Genomic DNA, 19,324 nt, shown 5'->3' with positions numbered 1-19,324 from the left:
TTACTCCTTGCCCTATTTATTTACAATCATCTTATAGACGTCCATGTACTCATCAATCATATGTTCCAGACCAAACACTGAGCAGGCATGCTTGTAGCAATCCTGAGAAGCAATGGTATGTAGTTGATGTACAGCCTTAACAGCCTCTGAGACATTGTTTACCAAAAAGCCAGTTACACCGTTAATGATGAGCTCTTGCATGCTTCCCCTGTTGAAGGCAATAACCGGCGTACCGGACATCATAGCCTCGACCACACTGAGCCCGAAAGGTTCATCAAATTGAATAGGGTGCAAGAGTGCAAGGGTGTTAGATAATAATTCATTTCTGAGAGTAGAATCAGCATTACCGTAAAACATCACCCGATGTTCATCTATATGTGGTTTTATATATTGATTAAAGTAGTCATTATCCTGAATGAGGCCAGCGATTTTTAAAGGTATTCCCACTTGTTTGGCTATTTCTATTGCCATATGTGTGCCCTTATCCGAGTGTATTCTTCCGAAGTAGAGTAGAAAATTCTCTTTCTTTTGTTTAAACGTAAAATCTTTAGGGTTGAGGCCATGATATATGGTTCTTAAGTAGCTAAGCTCAGGATGCCGGTCTGCATTAGAAATGGAAATATAGGAGGTAGAGGAATTATATTTCTTATAAACAGGCATGATCTTCTGGGAAGAAAAACCATGTATGGTAGTAACCATCGGAGTATTTATGAGGCTGGAATACGTAAGCGGAAGAAAGTCAAAATGATTATGAATAATATCGAATTGTTCAGCCATTTCCATCAGATGGCTGATGTGTAGGCATTCCCCTACCTTTGGGTCTAGATGGGGGTCTTCGGCATAGGGTCTCTCACAGGCAAATTGTAATTTGCCTGTGGTAATAGCATCTGCGGTGGCAAATAAAGTTACATCAACTCCCCTGGCGTTTAAGCCTTCTGCAATATTTGAGGCCACCTGTTCCCAAGGGCCATAGTTTTTTGGTGGTGTTCTCCAGGCTATGGGTGAAAGAATTGCTACCCTCATTCATCAAGTTTATAAAATTCCTCATAAGCTTGTAATATGGTAAGGTGTGATATCAGGTAAGCTAGCGAACTCTCCGCCCCTTGGTTTCTATTTACTCCATAGTTTTCAAAACCATCACAGCATCCTTTGGTCTCAAAATCATAAAGACTCATCCGTAAATCATTTTCTCCCAGAAACCACATATAGCAGGTGAACATTTTGTTAAGATAGTCTTTATCTCTGGTCAATAGAAAGGCTTGGTGATACATTAAAATCATGGCCAGGGCATCAATAGGTTGTTGAGCATAGGTAGACCTTGGACCATTTTTTTCATACCAATTCTTGTTTCCCACAATGGATAAATAACCATCTTTCAATGTCACCTCTGTGAGAAAGTTCATGGATGCTAATGCCGTAGCAGTTACTTTATCATCATTGAGAATTTCTGCAGCATGAAGCAGGGCAAGTGGCAATATACCGTTATCATAGGCCAATAAAGATTCAAACCATTTCCATTCAGAAGTACTGTTATCATCAAAATGATTTATTAAAATAAAGGACATTTTCCTTAATCTTTCTGTCATGCTATCATCGGACATGTTGGTTTTTAGATAATAACAAATGCCGATCATAGTATTGGCAATGCTTCTGATTGATTTTAACTTCTCAAAGTTAGGGGCGGCATCAAAAAAAATGAGCCTGCCGGTTTGATAATAAGCGTCATTGGGGGCATTGCCCAATAAAAAGCCCAACGCCCAGATGGTTCTTCCAAAGGAATCTTCTGACCCAACTTCATCCATAAAATTGCGATTAAAGCTTAGGAAGTTCCTGAAGGTTCCATCACTGTTTTGCATATAATGTATATAACTAAGATATATAGGCGATAACTCCAGAGCAAGCGAGTCCTTTTTTTGCTTGTAAGCCATTAATACCATAAGTAATGCCCTTGAATTATCGTCAAGACAGTAGCCTTCTTTCAGGTTAGGAATACCGAATTTTGCGTGCTGTATTATTCCTGTATCATCAGTCAGCCGTTTGATATGTGACAGAGAAAATGGCGGAAGCAGCAAAGGATCTACAATTGTTTCCTTTTTAGGGGTTAATTCCAGAGGTTCTGATATTATCCTTTCCGCAAGTTGAATATACCTAGCTCCAATTTTGGGCCAGGTTATCTTTTCGCCATATTCCGAAGATCTTTTTTGAATTTCCTTTAATTGCTCGGGGTTATCCATCAATTCCTGGAGGATATCTGCAAGCATGTCGGAATTATTAAAATTGAAAAGTCTGCCTCTTCCATTGTCCAATAATTCAGATGCGTGCCAATAAGGAGTTGAGATAACCGCACAGCCGGCGCCCATAGCATAAGAAAGGGTTCCGCTGGTGATCTGTGCTTCATTAAGATAGGGGGTGATGTAAATATCACAGGCTTCCAGGTATTTAAAGAGCTCTTTCTGATCTATAAATTCGTTTAAAAAGATTACGTGATTAGTAAGATTTAGATTTTTTACTAACAGCTGCAGAAAATTTCGATATTCTTCACCGGATTGTCTGATAATATTGGGATGGGTTTTACCCAGAATAATATACTGTGTGTTAGGGTAGTGAGCTATTATTTTTGGTAAAGCTCTTATAACGGTTTCAATACCTTTATTGCGGCTGATGAAGCCAAAAGTCAATAAAACCTTCTTTTCTACCAGTTTGAATTCTCTTCTGGCCTGAACCTTGTCATAATGGATATCAGGTACCCCATGTTCTATTAATGATATTTTCTCTTTTGGAACTTGATATATTTTGGAAAGAAAAGTAATAGCCTTATGACTCATTACTACTATATGATTAGCCATTTTACAGACTTCCTTCAATACTGCCTTTTCATTATAAGAAGGTGCTTCCAGGATAGTATGCAAGGTGACAATGAGCGGAATTTTTAAACGGTGGATCAGAGGCAATATATGCACGCCACTTTGTCCTCCAAAAATTCCAAATTCATGCTCCAATATGCATATGTCAGCTCCGCTGAGGTTGATGAAGTTGGCCGCTTCAAGATAATCTGCCTGCTGTTCCTGATGAATTACCAGTTTCACTTCAGATGGGTAGGTGTACTCCTGATTATGATCATTTAAAGCTACAATAAAACCTTCATTATCATTTTTTTCATTGGCATGTTGTAGCATGGAACGCATGAGATCGTGGGTGAAAGTGCCTATACCACATTCCCGTGGCAAATAAGTGCTTATATAGGCAATTTTCATATGTTTTGGCTTAAATCCATGTTGAAATTGGTGAGGTGATGTTTCAGGCTTAGGTTGTTGACATAAAGGATTAATCACTTGAAATTAGGCTTATCGGTCAATTCTCTTTCAAAAAGCGCCAGCTCTTTCCTTTCTGGATCATCTTGGAATTTGCAATAGTAAATCCGGTGTAAATAACGTCTGACTATCAATTTTACAGACGGGTTAATTTTTTGATAAACCACTGCTCCTTCATCGAACTTATTTTCAATTTTCATAGACTATTGTTGGTATTAGAAATGATGGTAATATTGTCCGTTAGAAAAAGAAGAAAAAGACAGAAAATCCATCTCTTTCTTCATTACGGCAGGTTAATTAGTTGCTTATTATTTAGATTTATTTTTTTAAAAAGATGACTTCCTTCTTATCTGGTTCAACTTCCTATTCTTTATTTTTAGCTGTGGATGCTTTTCTTTTAAAAGTTTACTTTGGTTAATCCAATTGCCGGTATCGGTGTTAGCTTTTTCCATGAAGTCGTGATATTATCTTTGTTAGTAATTGTCTTGTTTGACAAATATACCTACAAGCACTGTCTAGTTCGTTACAAGAATAGGTGGTAGTTTTACATAATTCACAGATTATGAAAACCCTCATTCCTGATTTAACTTCAATGTGAATATAAATTCAGCTCCCTTTCCAATGCGGCTTTTTACCCAGATATCTCCATAATGTAATTTCACATAGTCTTTACAGATCAAAAGGCCTAACCCAGTACCCTTCTCATTATTAGTTCCATCAGTAGAATAAAAGCTTTCCTTTTTAAATAGTTTTCGTTGCCCTTTTAATGATATGCCTACACCGTTATCTTTTATGATTACCTGAACATAGGAGCGGCACATCAAAGCACTAATATCTATAGTCCCCCCTTTAGGAGTAAACTTAATGGCATTGCCAGTCAAGTTTCTTATGATGGCTTTGAGCATATTCAGGTCTGCAAGAAGGGGTATGTCTTTAGGGACGGATTGAGTAATAGTTATTTTTTTTTGTCCTATCAGAAAACCAAGGTTAGCAATTTCTACTGATATTAACTGCTGCAAGTTAATGTCAATAGGATTAAATCTTTTTCCACCTTGTTGGGAAACAACCCAGTGTAAAAGATTGTCTAGAAGAATTAAGGCGCCTTCAGCCGAAGAAGATGCCATGGTTATGATTTTTTTTATTGCTTCTTTATCATAATCATGCCTATTCTCTTTTAGCATAGACAATAGGCTGATAGTGGTGCTAAATGGTTCTCTTAAATCATGCGCTAAAATAGAAATGAACTTTGCGTTGTCATTCATTATTTCACGGATTTCATCCTGGTGTTTTTTTTCAATACTACTTAGGTGAGGTTTTTGTTCTTTCCTTTTTTCTACAGATATGCTCATATATGGTTAGTTTGATGTATTTAATATTTAATTAGTTGCTATGAAATAGCCGGCAGTTAATTGAAAATAAAAATTCTTGTAGGTGGGTGTTTCGGTATGATTTCCATTATTATTAGAAACGTCAATGGAGGCTCTGGGAGCCAAAAGAATGTGCTTTAACCTAAAATCAATACCAGTGGAAAAACCTAAATTACTTGTCTTGATTTTTTCATTATTAAAAGCCTGGATTTGTAAATCGGTCATTTCGGCATCATTAAAGTTATTTTGTTGTTTTAAAAGATATGAAAATTGAGGACCTATAAGTAGAGTTAAGGCATCAGTAACTTTTATAGAAAGAAATATGGGGAAATCAATGTAGCTGGTGTTTCTGGAAAGGAGATAGACAGCATTCATTAAAATACCTTCAGCTTCAAAGCCCTTTCTGGAGTATAATATTTCCGGCTGTAAGCCAACAGTTTCACTTAAGGGTGCCTCTATAAAGATACCCAGTGCCAATCCGCTATTGGGCCTTGAGGTAAATAACTCACCATGAGCATTATATACATTTGAATAGTTTGCACCTACCTTAAAACCTACTTTAAATTTCCCCCATGAATAGTCTGTATTTCCCTGGGCATTGCCAGCGGCTCCTAATAAAAGGATAAACATGGCCAATAAAATAATTTTCTTCATTACTTAAATTTTAAAAATGAGTCAAAACAAGTAAATGAAGATACCAGCAATTAATATTAAATAATTACAATGTTTTATAATGGAGTTGCATATATCACAGATCTTCCAGGTTGCCTTTTCGCTTTAATTTCAGACTTTTATAAAATGTAGGGGTAAGGCCCGTAATTTTTTTAAATTGATTAGATAAATGTGCCACACTGCTATAGTGAAGACGATATGAAATTTCAGTTAGATTAAGTTCATCATAAAGTAATAGTTCTTTGACTTTTTCAATCTTATGCATGATGATATATTGCTGAATAGTAATGCCCTTTACCTCCGAAAATATATTGGATAGATAAGTATAATCATAATTTAATTTTTCAGCTATATAATCAGAATAATTGACCTTAGGCAGAGTATCCGAATAGTGGATCATTTCAGTTATTACATTCTTGATCCTTTCGATAATGATACTTTTTTTATCATCCATTACTTCCAGCCCAGATTTTCTTAAAGCCTGAGTTAGTTTATGTAGCTGGTCTGAAGGTATATTTTCCAAAATCTCTACCATACCCAATTCTACTATTACAGCATGCAGCCCGAGATTTTTCAACTCCTCTTTCACCAGCATTTTGCAGCGTAGACTCACCATATATTTGATGTAAATTCTCATGATTAAAGAGCTTAGTAATTTGTTGCTAAATTTTCAGTAGACACAGGGCTAAGCGGGGACAAAAAGTGTGTAAATAATAACTAACAACCAGCAATGTAACAGTGGGAGGCTAGTTTAGTTCATTACGTCATTTCGAAATTTTATTACATTTCTTTGATTTACTGTTCTCGGATAGAATTAAAATGCCCCTCTATTTTGAACTCTATTTTCCGTTAGCATTTTATGAATATCCTGGTAATCATAATATAGAACTCCGCCTATTTTAGTGAATGGTAGAGTGCCGTTCATCCTTAGGTTTTGCAATGTGCCTGGCGAAATGTGTAGCATGGTCCTTACCTCTGGAGATCTGAGCCATTTTTTTACAGGTGTTCCGGCATGCTCTTTCAAAATCTTTTTAAACTCATCGATTAGTTCAAGTTTAAATTCTCTTAGATCGTCTGTGGTGATAATTTTGGTTGCCATAATATTTGCGTTTAGTCGTCATACTAATATGTTGAGAACTGCAATACTTTCTTCACAAGTATGGGGGAAGATGGTAAGGATTTTATAAGGCAAAATTTAAATAGAGCCCTTATCCTCTAGCCGCTTCATTCCGTGCCTCCATTCAGCAGCCTTCGGAACCCGCGGTAAGAGAAGAACTATAAAGCCAACACACCTTCTTCCCGGACAAGTTCTACCCTTACCTATTGCCAAACCCCGGTAATCGCATAGCTAGCGACCGAAGCACTTATTAGACTAACTACTAAATGTGTTGACCCCATCACCTCCACTTCCTAGCAAAGTTTTATTTTCAGAAAGAACCTGTCAAGGGTATATAAACAGCACCATGGCTCCACCTGCCCGAGCTGCCCTTGACAGAACCTTCCTTCAAATAGTCAAGGCCATTAAGAGGTAAGAGCACTGAAAATTTGATAGGCTTTTTTAGATAATTAAAGGAACCTCAGTTTTATATATTGGTAAGCTTTTTACGAATGAGCAAGATGTACAAATGTATACATTTGATCTTGACTGCCCTTTTGTAAAGGCCGCTCCCTCGGAACTCGGGGAGGGGAAAAATCCTATTCGTATTTGGAGTCATTTCACAAGTAAAAAGGTTATAAGCTCTTATAGCTTGGTATGGGATAAGCGGTCTTGCTTATGAAGCATTTAGTAACTTATTTAGCCTGAGGATTGTAAACAATATCCTAAAAATGTAATAACGGCACCAATATAAGAAACATCAAAAATTTATTAGATTAGCCTAATTATAAGAACTCAATGGCCTTATCTTTAGAGCTGTTTGGGAAACCCTAATTTGATGTGTTTACAGTAAATTGCAGATCATTATTTCATTGTAAATAGGGAAAATTTTATTTATAGTTATTGGCAACATGAATCAATCAGTACACAATAGATTAATAAGTTTTATCTGGTCCATTGCGGACGACTGCTTAAGAGATGTTTATGTAAGAGGTAAGTACAGAGATGTAATTTTGCCTATGGTGGTTTTGCGCAGACTGGATGCTTTGCTAGAACCTACTAAGGAGGCAGTGATGGAAGAGCTTGCTTTTCAGCGAGATGAGGCCGGTTTTACCGAATGGGATGAGACGGGGCTGAGGGATGCTAGTGGGTACGTATTCTATAATACCAGTGAATGGACACTGCAGCGTTTGTATGACACAGCCACTAATAGTCAACAGATTCTCCAGGCTAACTTTGAGGATTATCTCAATGGCTTTAGTCCTAATGTTAAAGAGATTATAGATAAGTTTAAACTCAAGAGCCAGATCCGACACATGGCTACCAAAGATGTGCTATTGGATGTGTTGGAGAAATTTACCTCACCGCACATTAACCTGACTCCCTTTGAAAAGGAAGACCCTGAAGGTAGAAAATTACCACCGCTTTCTAATTTAGGAATGGGGTATGTGTTTGAGGAACTGATTCGAAAATTTAACGAAGAAAATAACGAAGAGGCTGGCGAGCACTTTACGCCACGTGAGGTAATTGACTTAATGACGCATATTGTTTTTGATCCTATCAAAGATCAATTACCGCCTGTTATGACAATTTACGACCCAGCTTGCGGCTCGGGTGGAATGCTTACCGAATCTCAGAATTTCATTAAAGATGAAAAAGGAGCCATTCGTGCTATGGGTGATGTCTACCTGTACGGCAAGGAAATTAATGATGAAACCTATGCCATTTGTAAGTCTGATATGATGATTAAGGGGAACAACCCCGAAAATATCAGAGTTGGTTCTACGCTATCTACAGATGAGTTTTCAGGTCATACGTTTGATTTTATGCTGTCTAACCCTCCATATGGAAAGTCTTGGAGCAGTGAGGTGAAATACATCAAAGATGGTAAAGACATTATTGACCCCCGTTTTCAAATTTCATTAAAAGATTATTGGGGCAATGCTGAAGAGGTGGATGCTACGCCACGTTCTTCTGACGGGCAATTACTCTTTTTGATGGAGATGGTGAATAAAATGAAGCCGACAAGTCAAAGTATTATAGGCTCTCGAATTGCTTCGGTACATAATGGCTCCAGCTTGTTTACGGGTGATGCAGGTAGTGGTGAAAGCAATATCAGAAGATACATTATAGAAAATGATTTGTTAGACTGTATTATACAGCTTCCCAATAACCTTTTTTACAATACAGGCATTACCACGTATATCTGGTTATTGCATAACAGCAAAGAAGCGAAGCGAAAAGGGAAAGTATTACTGATTGATGCCTCGCAACGATATGCCAAACTGCGCAAGAACCTAGGCAACAAGAATTGTGAGCTGACATCCTTCCATATCAAAGAAATTCAACAGGCCAATACCAATTTTGAGACGATTGAACGACAAGGCGAAGATGGCTTGGCTGCCAAAGTATTTAACAACTCCGATTTTGGTTATTACAAAGTTACCATTGACCGCCCTGCCAGACTAAAAGCTCAATTTACGGCAGAACGCATTGCTGAATTGCGCTTTGACAAAACATTGAAGGAACCCATGCAATGGGCCTATGAAACTTTTGGTGAAAAAGTGTATTCAGATTTGAAATCCATTGAAAAAGAAATCTTGGATTGGTGTGAGAAAAACGACCTGGATATGAACGCTAAAAAGCGTAAAACACTTACAGCTGCTGCCACATGGAAAAAGCAAAAGGCCCTATTGGAAACTGCCCGGCAACTCATGAAGGCTATTGGCACCGATGAATACAATGACTTTAATGTGTTTACCAAATTAGTAGATGATGAACTAAAAGCAAGGAAAAGCAAACTATCTGCCTCCGAGAAGAATGCTATTCTACAAACCGTGAGTTGGTATGACGAAACAGCCAAAAAGGTGATTAAGAAAACCCAGAAACTTAATAGCGATAAGCTCGACCAACTTCTGCACCATTTAGATTGCACCGTAGCACAACTGCCTGATTACGGCTACTACCCAAGTGGTAAAAAAGACGAATACATCATTTACGATAACCAAACCGACCTGCGTGACAGTGAAAGTGTGCCTTTAGCCGAAAACATTCACGAGTATTTCTTGCGAGAAGTAAAGCCACATGTGGAAGAAGCCTGGATTGATCTAGACAAAACCAAAATTGGCTATGAAATCAGCTTTAACAAGTACTTCTACCAACACAAGCCGTTACGGAGCTTGGAAGAGGTGAGTGCAGAGATATTAGCTTTAGAGCAAGAAAACGAAGGTTTGATAATGGATATTTTAAAGAATGTCTGAAAATGTCGGAATCACGGATTATAAAGATGATAAGATAGCACAGATTATGAATGCGGAACTGAAATATAAAGATATAACTGAAAAGATAATAAGGGCGTCATTTGATGTGCATTCGTTTTTAGGCAATGGATTTCAGGAAGTGATCTATCAGCGGGCATTGGCATGGGAAATGAGCCAACGTAAACTTGCCTTTGTACGAGAGATAGAGCAGGAAATTTTTTATAAAGATCTGCCAGAACCCATTGGTACGAGACGTGCTGACTTTGTGGTTGAGGGGAAAGTTTTAGTAGAGCTGAAAGCACTGATTCAATTAGAAGATGTTCACTTGGCCCAAGTGCTCAACTATTTAAAAGCCTATAAAAGCAGTAGGATTATTAATCAATTTCGGAAGTAAATCACTCACGTTTAAGAGGCTTGTATTATGAAAGCAGAAGAACAAATAATGAAATCTGTGGAATCTATAAATCCGAGTAAATCTGTGATTCAGACAAAAGAAGCAGCAAAAGCAACATTCCAAAAATATCAAGCTTACAAAGATTCAGGAGAAGTTTGGTTAGGAGAAATCCCGAAAGAATGGGAATTAACAAGATTAGGAACCAGATTTTCAGAACGGAGATCAAAAGTTTCTGACAAAGACTTTCCACCTCTATCTGTAACTAAAAGCGGTATTGTTCCACAACTTGACAATGCAGCAAAGAGCAATGACGGAGATAACAGGAAACTAGTAAAAGAAGGTGATTTTGTAATTAATAGTCGTTCGGATCGAAAAGGTTCGAGTGGAATTGCATTAGAAGATGGATCAGTATCCCTGATTAATATTGTCATGACTCCGAAAGGTATCAATCCATTGTACTGTAATTACCTGTTAAAAAGCACCACTTTTGTTGAAGAAAATTATAGAATTGGTCATGGAATAGTCGCTGACCTATGGACTACGCGCTATGATGAAATGAAAAACATTAAGGTGGCAATTCCTTCCCTCCCCGAACAAACCGCCATTGCCAATTTCCTAGACGACAAAACGGCCAAAATAGACCAGGCCATTGCTCAAAAAGAAAAGATGATAACCCTGCTCAAAGAACGCAAGCAAGTCATCATTCAAAATGCGGTGACAAAGGGTCTGAATCACGGATTGGAAGGATTTAACGATTTCACAGAGAAACAAGAATCTGAGAAATCAGGTAATCCGAGACCATCTGTGATTCCGACAAAAATGAAAGACTCTGGCGTGGAATGGATTGGGGTGATACCGGAGCATTGGGAGGTTACTCAAATAAAGAAAATTGCAAAAACAACAAGTGGTAGTACTCCACAAAGTGGAAACGTTGAAAGATATTACAATGGATCAATTCCTTGGGTTAGAACAACTGATTTGAACAACGATGAATTATTAGATACACCAGTGAAAATCACAGAAGCGGCTATTCGAGATACCGCTTGCAGTTTAATGCCTATAAATACGGTTTGTGTAGCGATGTATGGTGGACCTGGAACAATTGGCAAACATTCAATTTTAAGATTTTCAGGTGCCATTAATCAGGCATTATGCGGTATCATGCCATCAAAAGTTCTAAATCAAGAATATTTGTATTACTATGTGAAATTTTACAGACCTCATTGGATGTTTGTTGCAAAGGGATCGAGAGTTGACCCAAATATTAGCCAAGACGAAGTGAAAAAAATGTTCATTCCACTACTGCCTGTGTATGAACAAGAAAAAATAGCTGCGTTTATAGAATCCCAATCCGAAAAAATCGGCAAAGCCATCATGCTACAACAAACCCAAATCGAAAAGCTCAAAGAATACAAAGCTACTTTGATAGATAGTGCGGTGACAGGGAAGATAAAAGTTAGTTTCTAAAAAAAGGATTAAGAAAATAGACTATGAATATAGAATTCAAAACCGGAGAAAACGAATTTGTGCTGCTGACCGTGTTTCGCTTAAACACAGACCAGGATCAATTCGAATTAATGACTGCCGAAAATGAGTCATGGATGAAATTGATATTAGAAGATAATTCTTTTATTATCCAAGAACAGGATAATCGTATCTCAGAAACTGAGGAGGATATTCGCACTAAACTGGACCAATTAGTACTTCAGGTAATTGAAGCAGAACAGTCAGGTACTGATATCAATGCAACTGATTATACGGAAACCATTCAGCCTTTTGACCCTGAAGACATAAAAGTGCACGCAAAACAGTTCAGTCTTAGGCTTATATCTGACATGATAGATGATAAGGACATTGATCTGTCTCCTGATTTTCAAAGAAATCTGGTTTGGAATAACTTTCAAAAGTCACGATTAATTGAATCGATTCTCTTAAGAATTCCATTGCCCATGTTCTATTTTTCAGAAGATGGCGAAGGTAGAATTACTATCGTAGATGGTCTTCAGCGGATTTCCACCATCAAAGATTTCATGGATAATAAATTTCGATTAAGAAATTTGGAGTATTTAAATGATAGTTGTGATGGTCGATATTTTAAAGATGAAGGAACGAAGAAAGGACTTGATCCTAAATATTTGCGCTGGTTCAATCAAACGCAATTTTCTGTTAATGTCATTGACCCCTCTTCTCCTGCAAAAGTGAAGTATGACATCTTTAGGAGGATTAATACAGGAGGCAAACCATTAAATAATCAGGAAATAAGAAATTGTTTGGCAGGAACCGGGCTAAGAGATACCTTGAGAAGAATGACTGAGTTAGAAGAATTTAAATCTGCCACTGACTACGGTATAAGGCCAACAAGAATGGAAGATCAAGAAGTTGCACTTCGTTTCATCTTATTCCATAGGTATTTCGAACAAAACAATATGCAGGATTATAATGGAGCCATGGATAATGCCCTAGACTCTTTGACAGAGGATTTATACAAAAGCGCTCAATCCGAATTAGATCATTTTGTGGATTTATTTAAAACAGCCATGATGAATGCCAAATACTTATTGGGACAAAGGTATGCCTTCCGGAAAATTAGAAGAGGAGATATTGAACCAGACGCTTACAAACAGCTCATTAATAAAGCATTATTCGTTTCACTTTCGGTACTGCTTTCTTCCTACGATAATGAATTAATACGTTCGAAAAATGAAGAACTACAGCTATTAGTGCCACTAGCAAGTGCAATTGAAGATGATCATGAATTCCTTAATTACCTTTCTTATGGTACAAATGGAAGAAGTAACCTTCTTTACGTTTTTAAAAAAGTTCAAAACTTAATTGTCGAAAACTTAACATTAGTATAATGGAGAAACTAGGTATACATAATTTTAAGTGTTTCCAGGAGGTTGAAATCCCTATTAATAGACTAACAGTATTTGCTGGCGCAAATGGCAATGGAAAAAGCACAGCTATTCAAACTTTACTCTTTTTGAGAAGAACAATTGAACATTGTGCAAAATGGGAAAAGGATCAATATAATTACTCTGAAACTAATAATCTTAAAGTAGATCTCAATGGATCCTATCGTTTAGCCTTTGGAGACAGTTCAAGCATAAGTAATAGACAAACAGAAGAATTCATCACCCATCTGAGCCTTCAAAATGATAATGGGAAATTTCAAGTAACCTATGAAATAGAACCATTAAAACTTTGGCTTGAACCTACAGCAGTAGAAGGAAGCCAATTCTTAAGAGATTCAGGTCTATTCTTTCAAGAATTCTATTATTTGAATGCTGAAAGAATCGGTCCGCGCATCAGTCAAACTATCCAGTTTTATGATTATCCAAATACTGGTTTTCAAGGTGAATATGTTGCGCAGTTAATTGGTGATACTGAGTTTTCTTACAAGTATCAAGTTCCTAATGACAGGAGGTTTGAAGGTCATAATAGTCCTCGCCTTGAACAGCAAGTAAATGCTTGGTTAGATTACCTCATGCCTGGGGTTTCAATATCAGCCAAATACGATACACAAACAGGATCTGCTCAAGTTAGAGTTGAGAATCACTTTACAAAGGGCGTTTCCATCATTGCTCCAAACATAGGGTTCGGAATTAGTTATGTGCTACCCATTTTGGTAACTGGTTTGATAGCTAGGAAGGGCAGCTTTATGGTAATTGAAAATCCGGAGGCTCATTTACATCCGTCAGCACAGTCAAGAATTGGAAGGTTTTTGTCAATCATAGCCTCTTCAGGTGTCAAGGTAATTGTTGAAACACACAGTGATCATGTTCTCAATGGCATTCAGGTTGCAACAGCAGCATCCCAAATAAATCCTGATAATGTTAGCATAAATTTTTTTAGTCAAAATCAAGAAATGACTCAGCCCAATGTGCAAACAATATCAATCAATGAAATTGGAGAATTATCTAATTGGCCTTCTGGGTTTTTTGATCAGACTCAGGTTGATTTCGCACAACTTCATAAGCTCCGAAAAAAATGAGACATTTATTTTTGATTGATGGTGCTATTGATCATCTCAATTTTGAAGATTACAAAATGGGTTTAATGGAACTAACTGCAATTGACCGAATGGAGAAGGATCAATTTAATAAAAGCCCTAATGCTATTAACTCACTTAACTACGCAAATCTATATCAACAGTATAGTCAGGAGAATCAGGTATTGGCCATGTTTGTAGAACAACTCTCAACTTGTGAACAAACAATCATTACTGAAGAAGATGCAAATAAATTTTGTGGATCAAATATTAATGGCTTTTTAGGGATTGATTTTTCTGAAACTACCTTTTCAGAAATAAAGTCCGTCACTAACCAATTAAGTTATGAGCAGTGGAGTATTCTACATTCTACTCCATTAGAACGTCTCGATGAGGTAATTGGCGAAAACAATAAATCAGGGTCTTTCATAAAGGAATTTTTAGAATTATCAGATGAAAGTCAAATATCAATTATTGAATTATTTGAGAGGGCAAGAGGTCGTAATTCACAAACACCATTTTACCCTGATACCAAAATCATTAAAGATGTTACTCAAGAAAACTTCAAAATTCATGTAAGAGAATTGCGAATATATACGCCTGTAGCCCTTAGGGTTTATTTTCATGAAGCTAATGATACTGTTTATCTAGGCGGGATATCATTCAAATCAACGAAGAATCAGAGTCAGGCTATCCGTTCAATGTATCAAAGAATAATAACTCATATCTAGTTATGGTATCAAAAACCAACGAACAAGCTCTCGAATCAGCCATTGAAAAAGTCTTAACGGGTAATTGTATTGAAGACATTAAGGAGGCGGGAAATACCGTGCGTGAGGCAGCAGAGTTGTATCGGTCTGGTAATGGCTATTACATGGGTGCTGCCAATGATTTTAATCCTAAATACGCCTTGGACGAAATCCGTTTTTGGCACTTTTTAGAAGAAACCCAAAAGGAAGAACTCGAAAAGTTACAGCGCTCTGCCGACTGGAAATTAAAAATTCTGGAGCGCTATGATCGGATGGTTAAAAAATATGGCATTATTCTTCTATTGCGAAAAGGCTTGGAAGTAGAAGATGCTCATTTAACTTTATTATATCAACTACCTATGGCCAGCAGCAGCCAAGCGGTGAAAGATAACTTTTCTAAAAATGAGTTTAGCATTACACGTCAGGTCCGCTATAATCTGGAAAATCCCCGAGAAGAGATTGATATGGTGGTGTTTATTAATGGCCTGGCCATAGCTACCCTCGAACTCAAAAATCAGTGGACCGGGCAAAATGCCAAAGTGCACGGCATCAAACAATACAAATATGACAGAGACATCCGGCAGCCCCTGCTTAATTTTGGTCGGGCTATAGTCCATTTTGCAGTAGATCCAGATGAAGTATATATGTGCACTAAACTGGATGGGAGTAAATCATTCTTCCTTCCATTCAACAAAGGGCATAACAATGGTAAAGGTAATCCACCTAATCCCTTTGGGCATAAATCTAGCTACTTGTGGGAAGAAGTCTTTACCCGAGAGAGTTTGGCCAATATCATCCAGCACTTTGTTCGCTTTGATGGCAAAGCCACTGATTCATTAAACAAGCGAACTTTATTTTTCCCGCGCTATCATCAAATGGATGTTGTGCGTAGAATACTCAAGCATGCTTCTCAGAATGGAGTAGGGCACACCTATTTAATTCAACATTCTGCCGGTTCTGGAAAATCTAATTCCATAACCTGGGCTGCTTATCAATTGATAGAAGCCTATCCTGAAAGTGAAGGGCTTTCTGGTTCTAAGGGTATTCAAAACCCGTTGTTTGATTCCGTAATTGTAGTGACCGACAGAAGGTTGTTGGATAAACAGCTTCGAGAGAACATCAAGGAATTTTCGCAAGTTAAAAACATTGTGGCACCTGCCTTGTCATCCAAAGAATTAAAGGATAGTTTGGAGCAAGGAAAAAGAATCATCATTACTACTATTCAAAAATTCCCATTCATAGTAGATGGTATTGCTGATTTAAGCGATAAACGCTTTGCTGTAATCATAGATGAAGCCCATAGTTCACAAAGCGGTACCGCAGCAGGTAAAATGAATCAGGCCATGGGACAGAGTGAAGAAGAGGCGGCGGATGCACAGGATAAAATATTAACAGCTATGCGGACCCGTAAAATGAAAGGCAATGCATCTTATCTGGCTTTTACCGCTACTCCAAAAAATGCTACCTTAGAACGGTTCGGTAGTAAGCAAGAGGATGGGACGTTTAAGCCTTTCCATTTATATTCAATGAAACAGGCCATTGAGGAGGGTTTTATTTTGGATGTATTGGCAAACTATACCACCTACAAAAGCTACTATGAGATAGAAAAGTCAATAGAGGATAATCCTTTATTTGATACAAAAAAAGCTCAGAAAAAACTGCGAGCCTATGTAGAGCGAGATAAACGCACCATTGCTACTAAAGCTGAGATAATGATGGAGCATTTTATCAGTAAGGTATATAATACTAAAAAGCTCAAGGGAAAGGCAAAGGGGATGGTAGTCACTCAAAATATTGAGTCAGCAATTCGCTACTACCTATCAATAAAACAAATCCTAGCAGACAAAGGCAATCCGTTTAAAATAGCTATAGCTTTTTCAGGAAAGAAAGTAGTGGATGGCATTGAATACACAGAAGGTGATTTAAATGGTTTTGCGGAAAAAAATACCAGAGATAAATTCGATGCTGACGACTACCGCATTTTAGTGGTTGCTAATAAATACCTCACCGGGTTCGATCAACCTAAGCTTTGTACTATGTATGTAGATAAGAAGCTGCAAGGTGTTTTAGCTGTTCAAGCCCTAAGTAGATTAAATCGTGCTGCGGATAAGTTAGGTAAGAAAACAGAGGACTTGTTCATATTAGACTTCTTTAATCAGGTAGACGAAATTAAATCTTCTTTCGATCCTTTTTATACCTCTACTTCACTAAGTGGAGCCACAGACATTAACGTATTACACGAATTGAAAGGTACTCTGGATGATACAGGCGTTTATGAATGGTACGAAGTAGAGTCTTTTGTTGAGAAATATTTTGAAGGTGTAGATGCTCAGCAGCTGAGTCCTATTATAGACACTTCAGCAGATCGTTTCAATCAAGAGTTGGGTTTAGAAGATGATGAAAAAGCTGATTTTAAAATCAAATCCAAGCAGTTTGTGAAAATATATGGTCAAATGGCTTCCATCATGCCTTATGAGGTTTTGGATTGGGAAAAGCTTTTCTGGTTCTTGAAATTTCTAATTCCCAAACTAATTGTGATAACAAAAGAAGATGAATTGATTGATGAACTCTTAGAATCCGTTGATTTATCTACCTACGGATTGGAGCGGACTAAACTGAACCAAACTATTAAATTAGATGATTCATCCACGGAATTAGATCCGCAAAATCCGAATCCAAGAGGAGCTCATGGAGGTGATGAAGAAAAAGACATGCTGGATGAAATAATCAGGACATTTAATGAAAGATGGTTTCATGGCTGGGATGCCACGCCAGAGGATCAGCGGGTTAAGTTTCTCACTCTAAGTAAGTACATTCAGGCACATCCAGACTATCAATCAAAAGTAGCTGATAATAATGATGTGCAAAACAGAGATTTAGCCTTTAAGAAGATACTGGATGAGGTTATGAGTCAACAAAGGAAAAAAGAATTAGACCTTTATAAACTCTATGCAAAAGACGATTCTTTCTACCAAGCCTTTTTTGATACCATGAAGCGAATGATGGATTACCCGGGGTTGAGTAGGTAGAAATCTTGACCAGTGTATAAATCTAACCTTACCTATCTGAGTTCAATAAATCATTTACCTTTTTAACCTTTGTCTCATAGATAACTTTTTTGCTTCTGATGTATAGGGTAGTTCCTAATAAGGTAAAGAAAAAGATAGCGATGCAGGCACTGGCTATTTTAATAATGGTTGAGCGTTCTTTGTCTATTTCTGATTGCTTCACCTCTTTGTAGTGGTTTTGAATTTCAGTATCCAGAATCACTTGCAATCTTTTATAATCCAGTTGATCTACTATTTGAGATTTAAGTGCCTCTTGCTGCTTTCTTAGGTCTTCTATTCTAAAAATGTCATTAATTTCAACTTTTGCATTCTGGCTGGCCAGGGCTCTTTGGGATTTAGATATTAAATCCAGGGTATTAATTATATTTTCATTAAATACTTCTATATCAGCTAAAGAAAGAGCTTCTTCAAAAGTAGTAAGGGCCTTTTTTTGTTCATTTTGTAATTGATAATGTTCGCCTTTTATCAGTATACTTTTTATTTGACGATCAATGTTTAGAGATAGGATTTTTGAAAGATCTTCTGCTTTCTTAAGCCAATTAATAGCCTCATTAAAACTTCCCTTGTAATTAAGCGCATTCGCAATATTTATATAAATGGAATGCCTTAAATCATCCGAAATATTAGTGAATGACAGAGCCTTTTTGTAATGCTGAACAGCTTTGTCATAATTTGATTTTTCAAATTCAACATTTCCAAGATCCTTATAAAGATCGCTTATAGTACTTTCTGATTTTACCCCTGATTTATGATATGCGTCAATTGCTTGAAGGTAGAAAAAATTAGACTTATCCAATTTATTCAATTTAAACATGCACCCTGCTATATTAGAAAGAGCCATTGAAAGGTGTTGCCAATCATTTTCAGATTTATATAAATCAGCAGCTTTTTGAAAATAATCAACTGCTGATTCATAACCTTCTATTTGATAAAAGACTTTTCCAATGTTATTGACTACATCTGCTTGCCATAAATAATCTTCGGATTCTTTGAAGAGTTCAGAGGCTATGATATAGTGTTTTACAGAAGAATCATAATTTCTTACTTTTCCAGATAAGTAACCTTTCATGTATTCGCCTCTGGCTTCAAAGTACTTATTACCCTCTTCCTTTGATAAGAAGATTAATTTATTGGCATAACCTTCAGAAACCTGATAATCTTCAGATTTATAAATTTTACTTAATTTATAATAGATAGTTAATCTGGATTCTACGTTAATTTTATCATCATCAAGCATGCTTTCGAGCGATTCTTTCTCATCAGGAACATTAACTTGAGTGTTAAGCTCAGTCTCATCATGACATGAAATTAAATATAATGCCACTGTTAAAAAAATAACTAAACGGGATGCTTTTTGGGTTAGGGTTTGCATAAGGTATAGGTTAAATAGGTTGAATCAACACGAGAGTGCTCTCA

The 19,324-nt window shown here is 37.0% G+C and carries 14 protein-coding genes; 7 read left to right on the top strand and 7 right to left on the bottom strand.

Annotated features, from left to right (window positions below; translation table 11 throughout):
- Positions 1-12 precede the first annotated feature (12 nt).
- From LVD15_RS04025 to LVD15_RS04000, 6 genes are all read right to left on the bottom strand, one after another.
- Positions 13-1,023 carry a glycosyltransferase family 4 protein gene (locus LVD15_RS04025; RefSeq protein WP_202244965.1) on the bottom strand — a complete coding sequence of 337 codons (1,011 nt, stop codon included), beginning with the start codon at positions 1,021-1,023 and terminating at the stop codon, positions 13-15.
- Positions 1,020-3,254 carry a glycosyltransferase family 4 protein gene (locus LVD15_RS04020; RefSeq protein ID WP_233779040.1) on the bottom strand — a complete coding sequence of 745 codons (2,235 nt, stop codon included), beginning with the start codon at positions 3,252-3,254 and terminating at the stop codon, positions 1,020-1,022. The genes LVD15_RS04025 and LVD15_RS04020 overlap by 4 nt, the downstream gene beginning before the upstream one ends.
- A 629-nt stretch (positions 3,255-3,883) precedes the next feature.
- Entirely contained in the window at positions 3,884-4,660 is a 777-nt protein-coding gene (locus tag LVD15_RS04015) for a sensor histidine kinase (protein WP_233779039.1), read from the bottom strand.
- Positions 4,661-4,687: 27 nt separating this feature from the next.
- Entirely contained in the window at positions 4,688-5,332 is a 645-nt protein-coding gene (locus tag LVD15_RS04010) for a porin family protein (protein WP_233779038.1), read from the bottom strand.
- A gap of 94 nt (positions 5,333-5,426) precedes the next feature.
- The gene (locus LVD15_RS04005; RefSeq protein ID WP_233771095.1) at positions 5,427-5,987 is read right to left on the bottom strand and encodes a helix-turn-helix domain-containing protein; all 561 of its coding nucleotides are present in this window, start codon (positions 5,985-5,987) and stop codon (positions 5,427-5,429) included.
- 177 nt (positions 5,988-6,164) lie between these two features.
- Positions 6,165-6,449 carry a helix-turn-helix domain-containing protein gene (locus LVD15_RS04000; protein ID WP_233779037.1) on the bottom strand — a complete coding sequence of 95 codons (285 nt, stop codon included), beginning with the start codon at positions 6,447-6,449 and terminating at the stop codon, positions 6,165-6,167.
- 908 nt (positions 6,450-7,357) lie between these two features.
- Between LVD15_RS04000 and LVD15_RS03995 the strand changes: the two genes are divergently transcribed.
- From LVD15_RS03995 to LVD15_RS03965, 7 genes are read left to right on the top strand one after another with little or no spacing between them, the layout of a single operon-like run.
- Positions 7,358-9,706: a type I restriction-modification system subunit M gene (locus LVD15_RS03995; protein WP_233779036.1), complete on the top strand. Its 2,349-nt coding sequence runs from the start codon at positions 7,358-7,360 to the stop codon at positions 9,704-9,706.
- Positions 9,699-10,100 (top strand): GxxExxY protein, encoded by a 402-nt coding sequence (locus tag LVD15_RS03990; protein ID WP_306416854.1) that lies wholly within the window; start codon positions 9,699-9,701, stop codon positions 10,098-10,100. Before LVD15_RS03995 ends, LVD15_RS03990 begins: the two co-directional genes overlap by 8 nt.
- Positions 10,101-10,127: 27 nt before the next feature.
- Complete coding sequence (locus LVD15_RS03985) at positions 10,128-11,567, top strand: restriction endonuclease subunit S (RefSeq protein ID WP_233779035.1); 1,440 nt, start codon at positions 10,128-10,130, stop codon at positions 11,565-11,567.
- Between the two features lie 23 nt (positions 11,568-11,590).
- Positions 11,591-12,958: a DUF262 domain-containing protein gene (locus LVD15_RS03980; protein ID WP_233779034.1), complete on the top strand. Its 1,368-nt coding sequence runs from the start codon at positions 11,591-11,593 to the stop codon at positions 12,956-12,958.
- On the top strand, positions 12,958-14,094 hold the full coding sequence (locus tag LVD15_RS03975) for a DUF3696 domain-containing protein (protein ID WP_233779033.1): 1,137 nt from the start codon (positions 12,958-12,960) through the stop codon (positions 14,092-14,094). The genes LVD15_RS03980 and LVD15_RS03975 overlap by 1 nt, the downstream gene beginning before the upstream one ends.
- A complete protein-coding gene (locus LVD15_RS03970; RefSeq protein ID WP_233779032.1) occupies positions 14,091-14,822 on the top strand; it encodes a hypothetical protein in 732 nt (243 codons plus the stop codon). Before LVD15_RS03975 ends, LVD15_RS03970 begins: the two co-directional genes overlap by 4 nt.
- Before the next feature lie 2 nt (positions 14,823-14,824).
- A complete protein-coding gene (locus tag LVD15_RS03965) occupies positions 14,825-17,869 on the top strand; it encodes a type I restriction endonuclease subunit R (RefSeq protein WP_233779031.1) in 3,045 nt (1,014 codons plus the stop codon).
- Between the two features lie 28 nt (positions 17,870-17,897).
- On the opposite strand, the gene LVD15_RS03960 is transcribed toward LVD15_RS03965, so the two are convergent.
- Entirely contained in the window at positions 17,898-19,232 is a 1,335-nt protein-coding gene (locus LVD15_RS03960) for a tetratricopeptide repeat protein (RefSeq protein ID WP_233779030.1), read from the bottom strand.
- Between the last annotated feature and the right edge of the window lie 92 nt (positions 19,233-19,324).

The organism is Fulvivirga maritima, from assembly GCF_021389955.1.
GTDB lineage: Bacteria > Bacteroidota > Bacteroidia > Cytophagales > Cyclobacteriaceae > Fulvivirga > Fulvivirga maritima.
The sequence above is the reverse complement of the archived record's forward strand: the minus strand, read 5'-3'. Positions and strand labels throughout refer to the sequence as shown.

Coding starts and splice junctions, on each gene's coding strand:
- LVD15_RS03970 (WP_233779032.1), top strand. CDS start 14,091: ATGAGACATTTATTTTTGATTGATGGTGCTATTGATCATCTCAATTTT.
- LVD15_RS04015 (WP_233779039.1), bottom strand. CDS start 4,660: ATGAGCATATCTGTAGAAAAAAGGAAAGAACAAAAACCTCACCTAAGT.
- LVD15_RS04020 (WP_233779040.1), bottom strand. CDS start 3,254: ATGAAAATTGCCTATATAAGCACTTATTTGCCACGGGAATGTGGTATA.
- LVD15_RS03980 (WP_233779034.1), top strand. CDS start 11,591: ATGAATATAGAATTCAAAACCGGAGAAAACGAATTTGTGCTGCTGACC.
- LVD15_RS04005 (WP_233771095.1), bottom strand. CDS start 5,987: ATGAGAATTTACATCAAATATATGGTGAGTCTACGCTGCAAAATGCTG.
- LVD15_RS03990 (WP_306416854.1), top strand. CDS start 9,699: ATGTCTGAAAATGTCGGAATCACGGATTATAAAGATGATAAGATAGCA.
- LVD15_RS03995 (WP_233779036.1), top strand. CDS start 7,358: ATGAATCAATCAGTACACAATAGATTAATAAGTTTTATCTGGTCCATT.
- LVD15_RS03985 (WP_233779035.1), top strand. CDS start 10,128: ATGAAAGCAGAAGAACAAATAATGAAATCTGTGGAATCTATAAATCCG.
- LVD15_RS04010 (WP_233779038.1), bottom strand. CDS start 5,332: ATGAAGAAAATTATTTTATTGGCCATGTTTATCCTTTTATTAGGAGCC.
- LVD15_RS03975 (WP_233779033.1), top strand. CDS start 12,958: ATGGAGAAACTAGGTATACATAATTTTAAGTGTTTCCAGGAGGTTGAA.
- LVD15_RS04000 (WP_233779037.1), bottom strand. CDS start 6,449: ATGGCAACCAAAATTATCACCACAGACGATCTAAGAGAATTTAAACTT.
- LVD15_RS03965 (WP_233779031.1), top strand. CDS start 14,825: ATGGTATCAAAAACCAACGAACAAGCTCTCGAATCAGCCATTGAAAAA.
- LVD15_RS04025 (WP_202244965.1), bottom strand. CDS start 1,023: ATGAGGGTAGCAATTCTTTCACCCATAGCCTGGAGAACACCACCAAAA.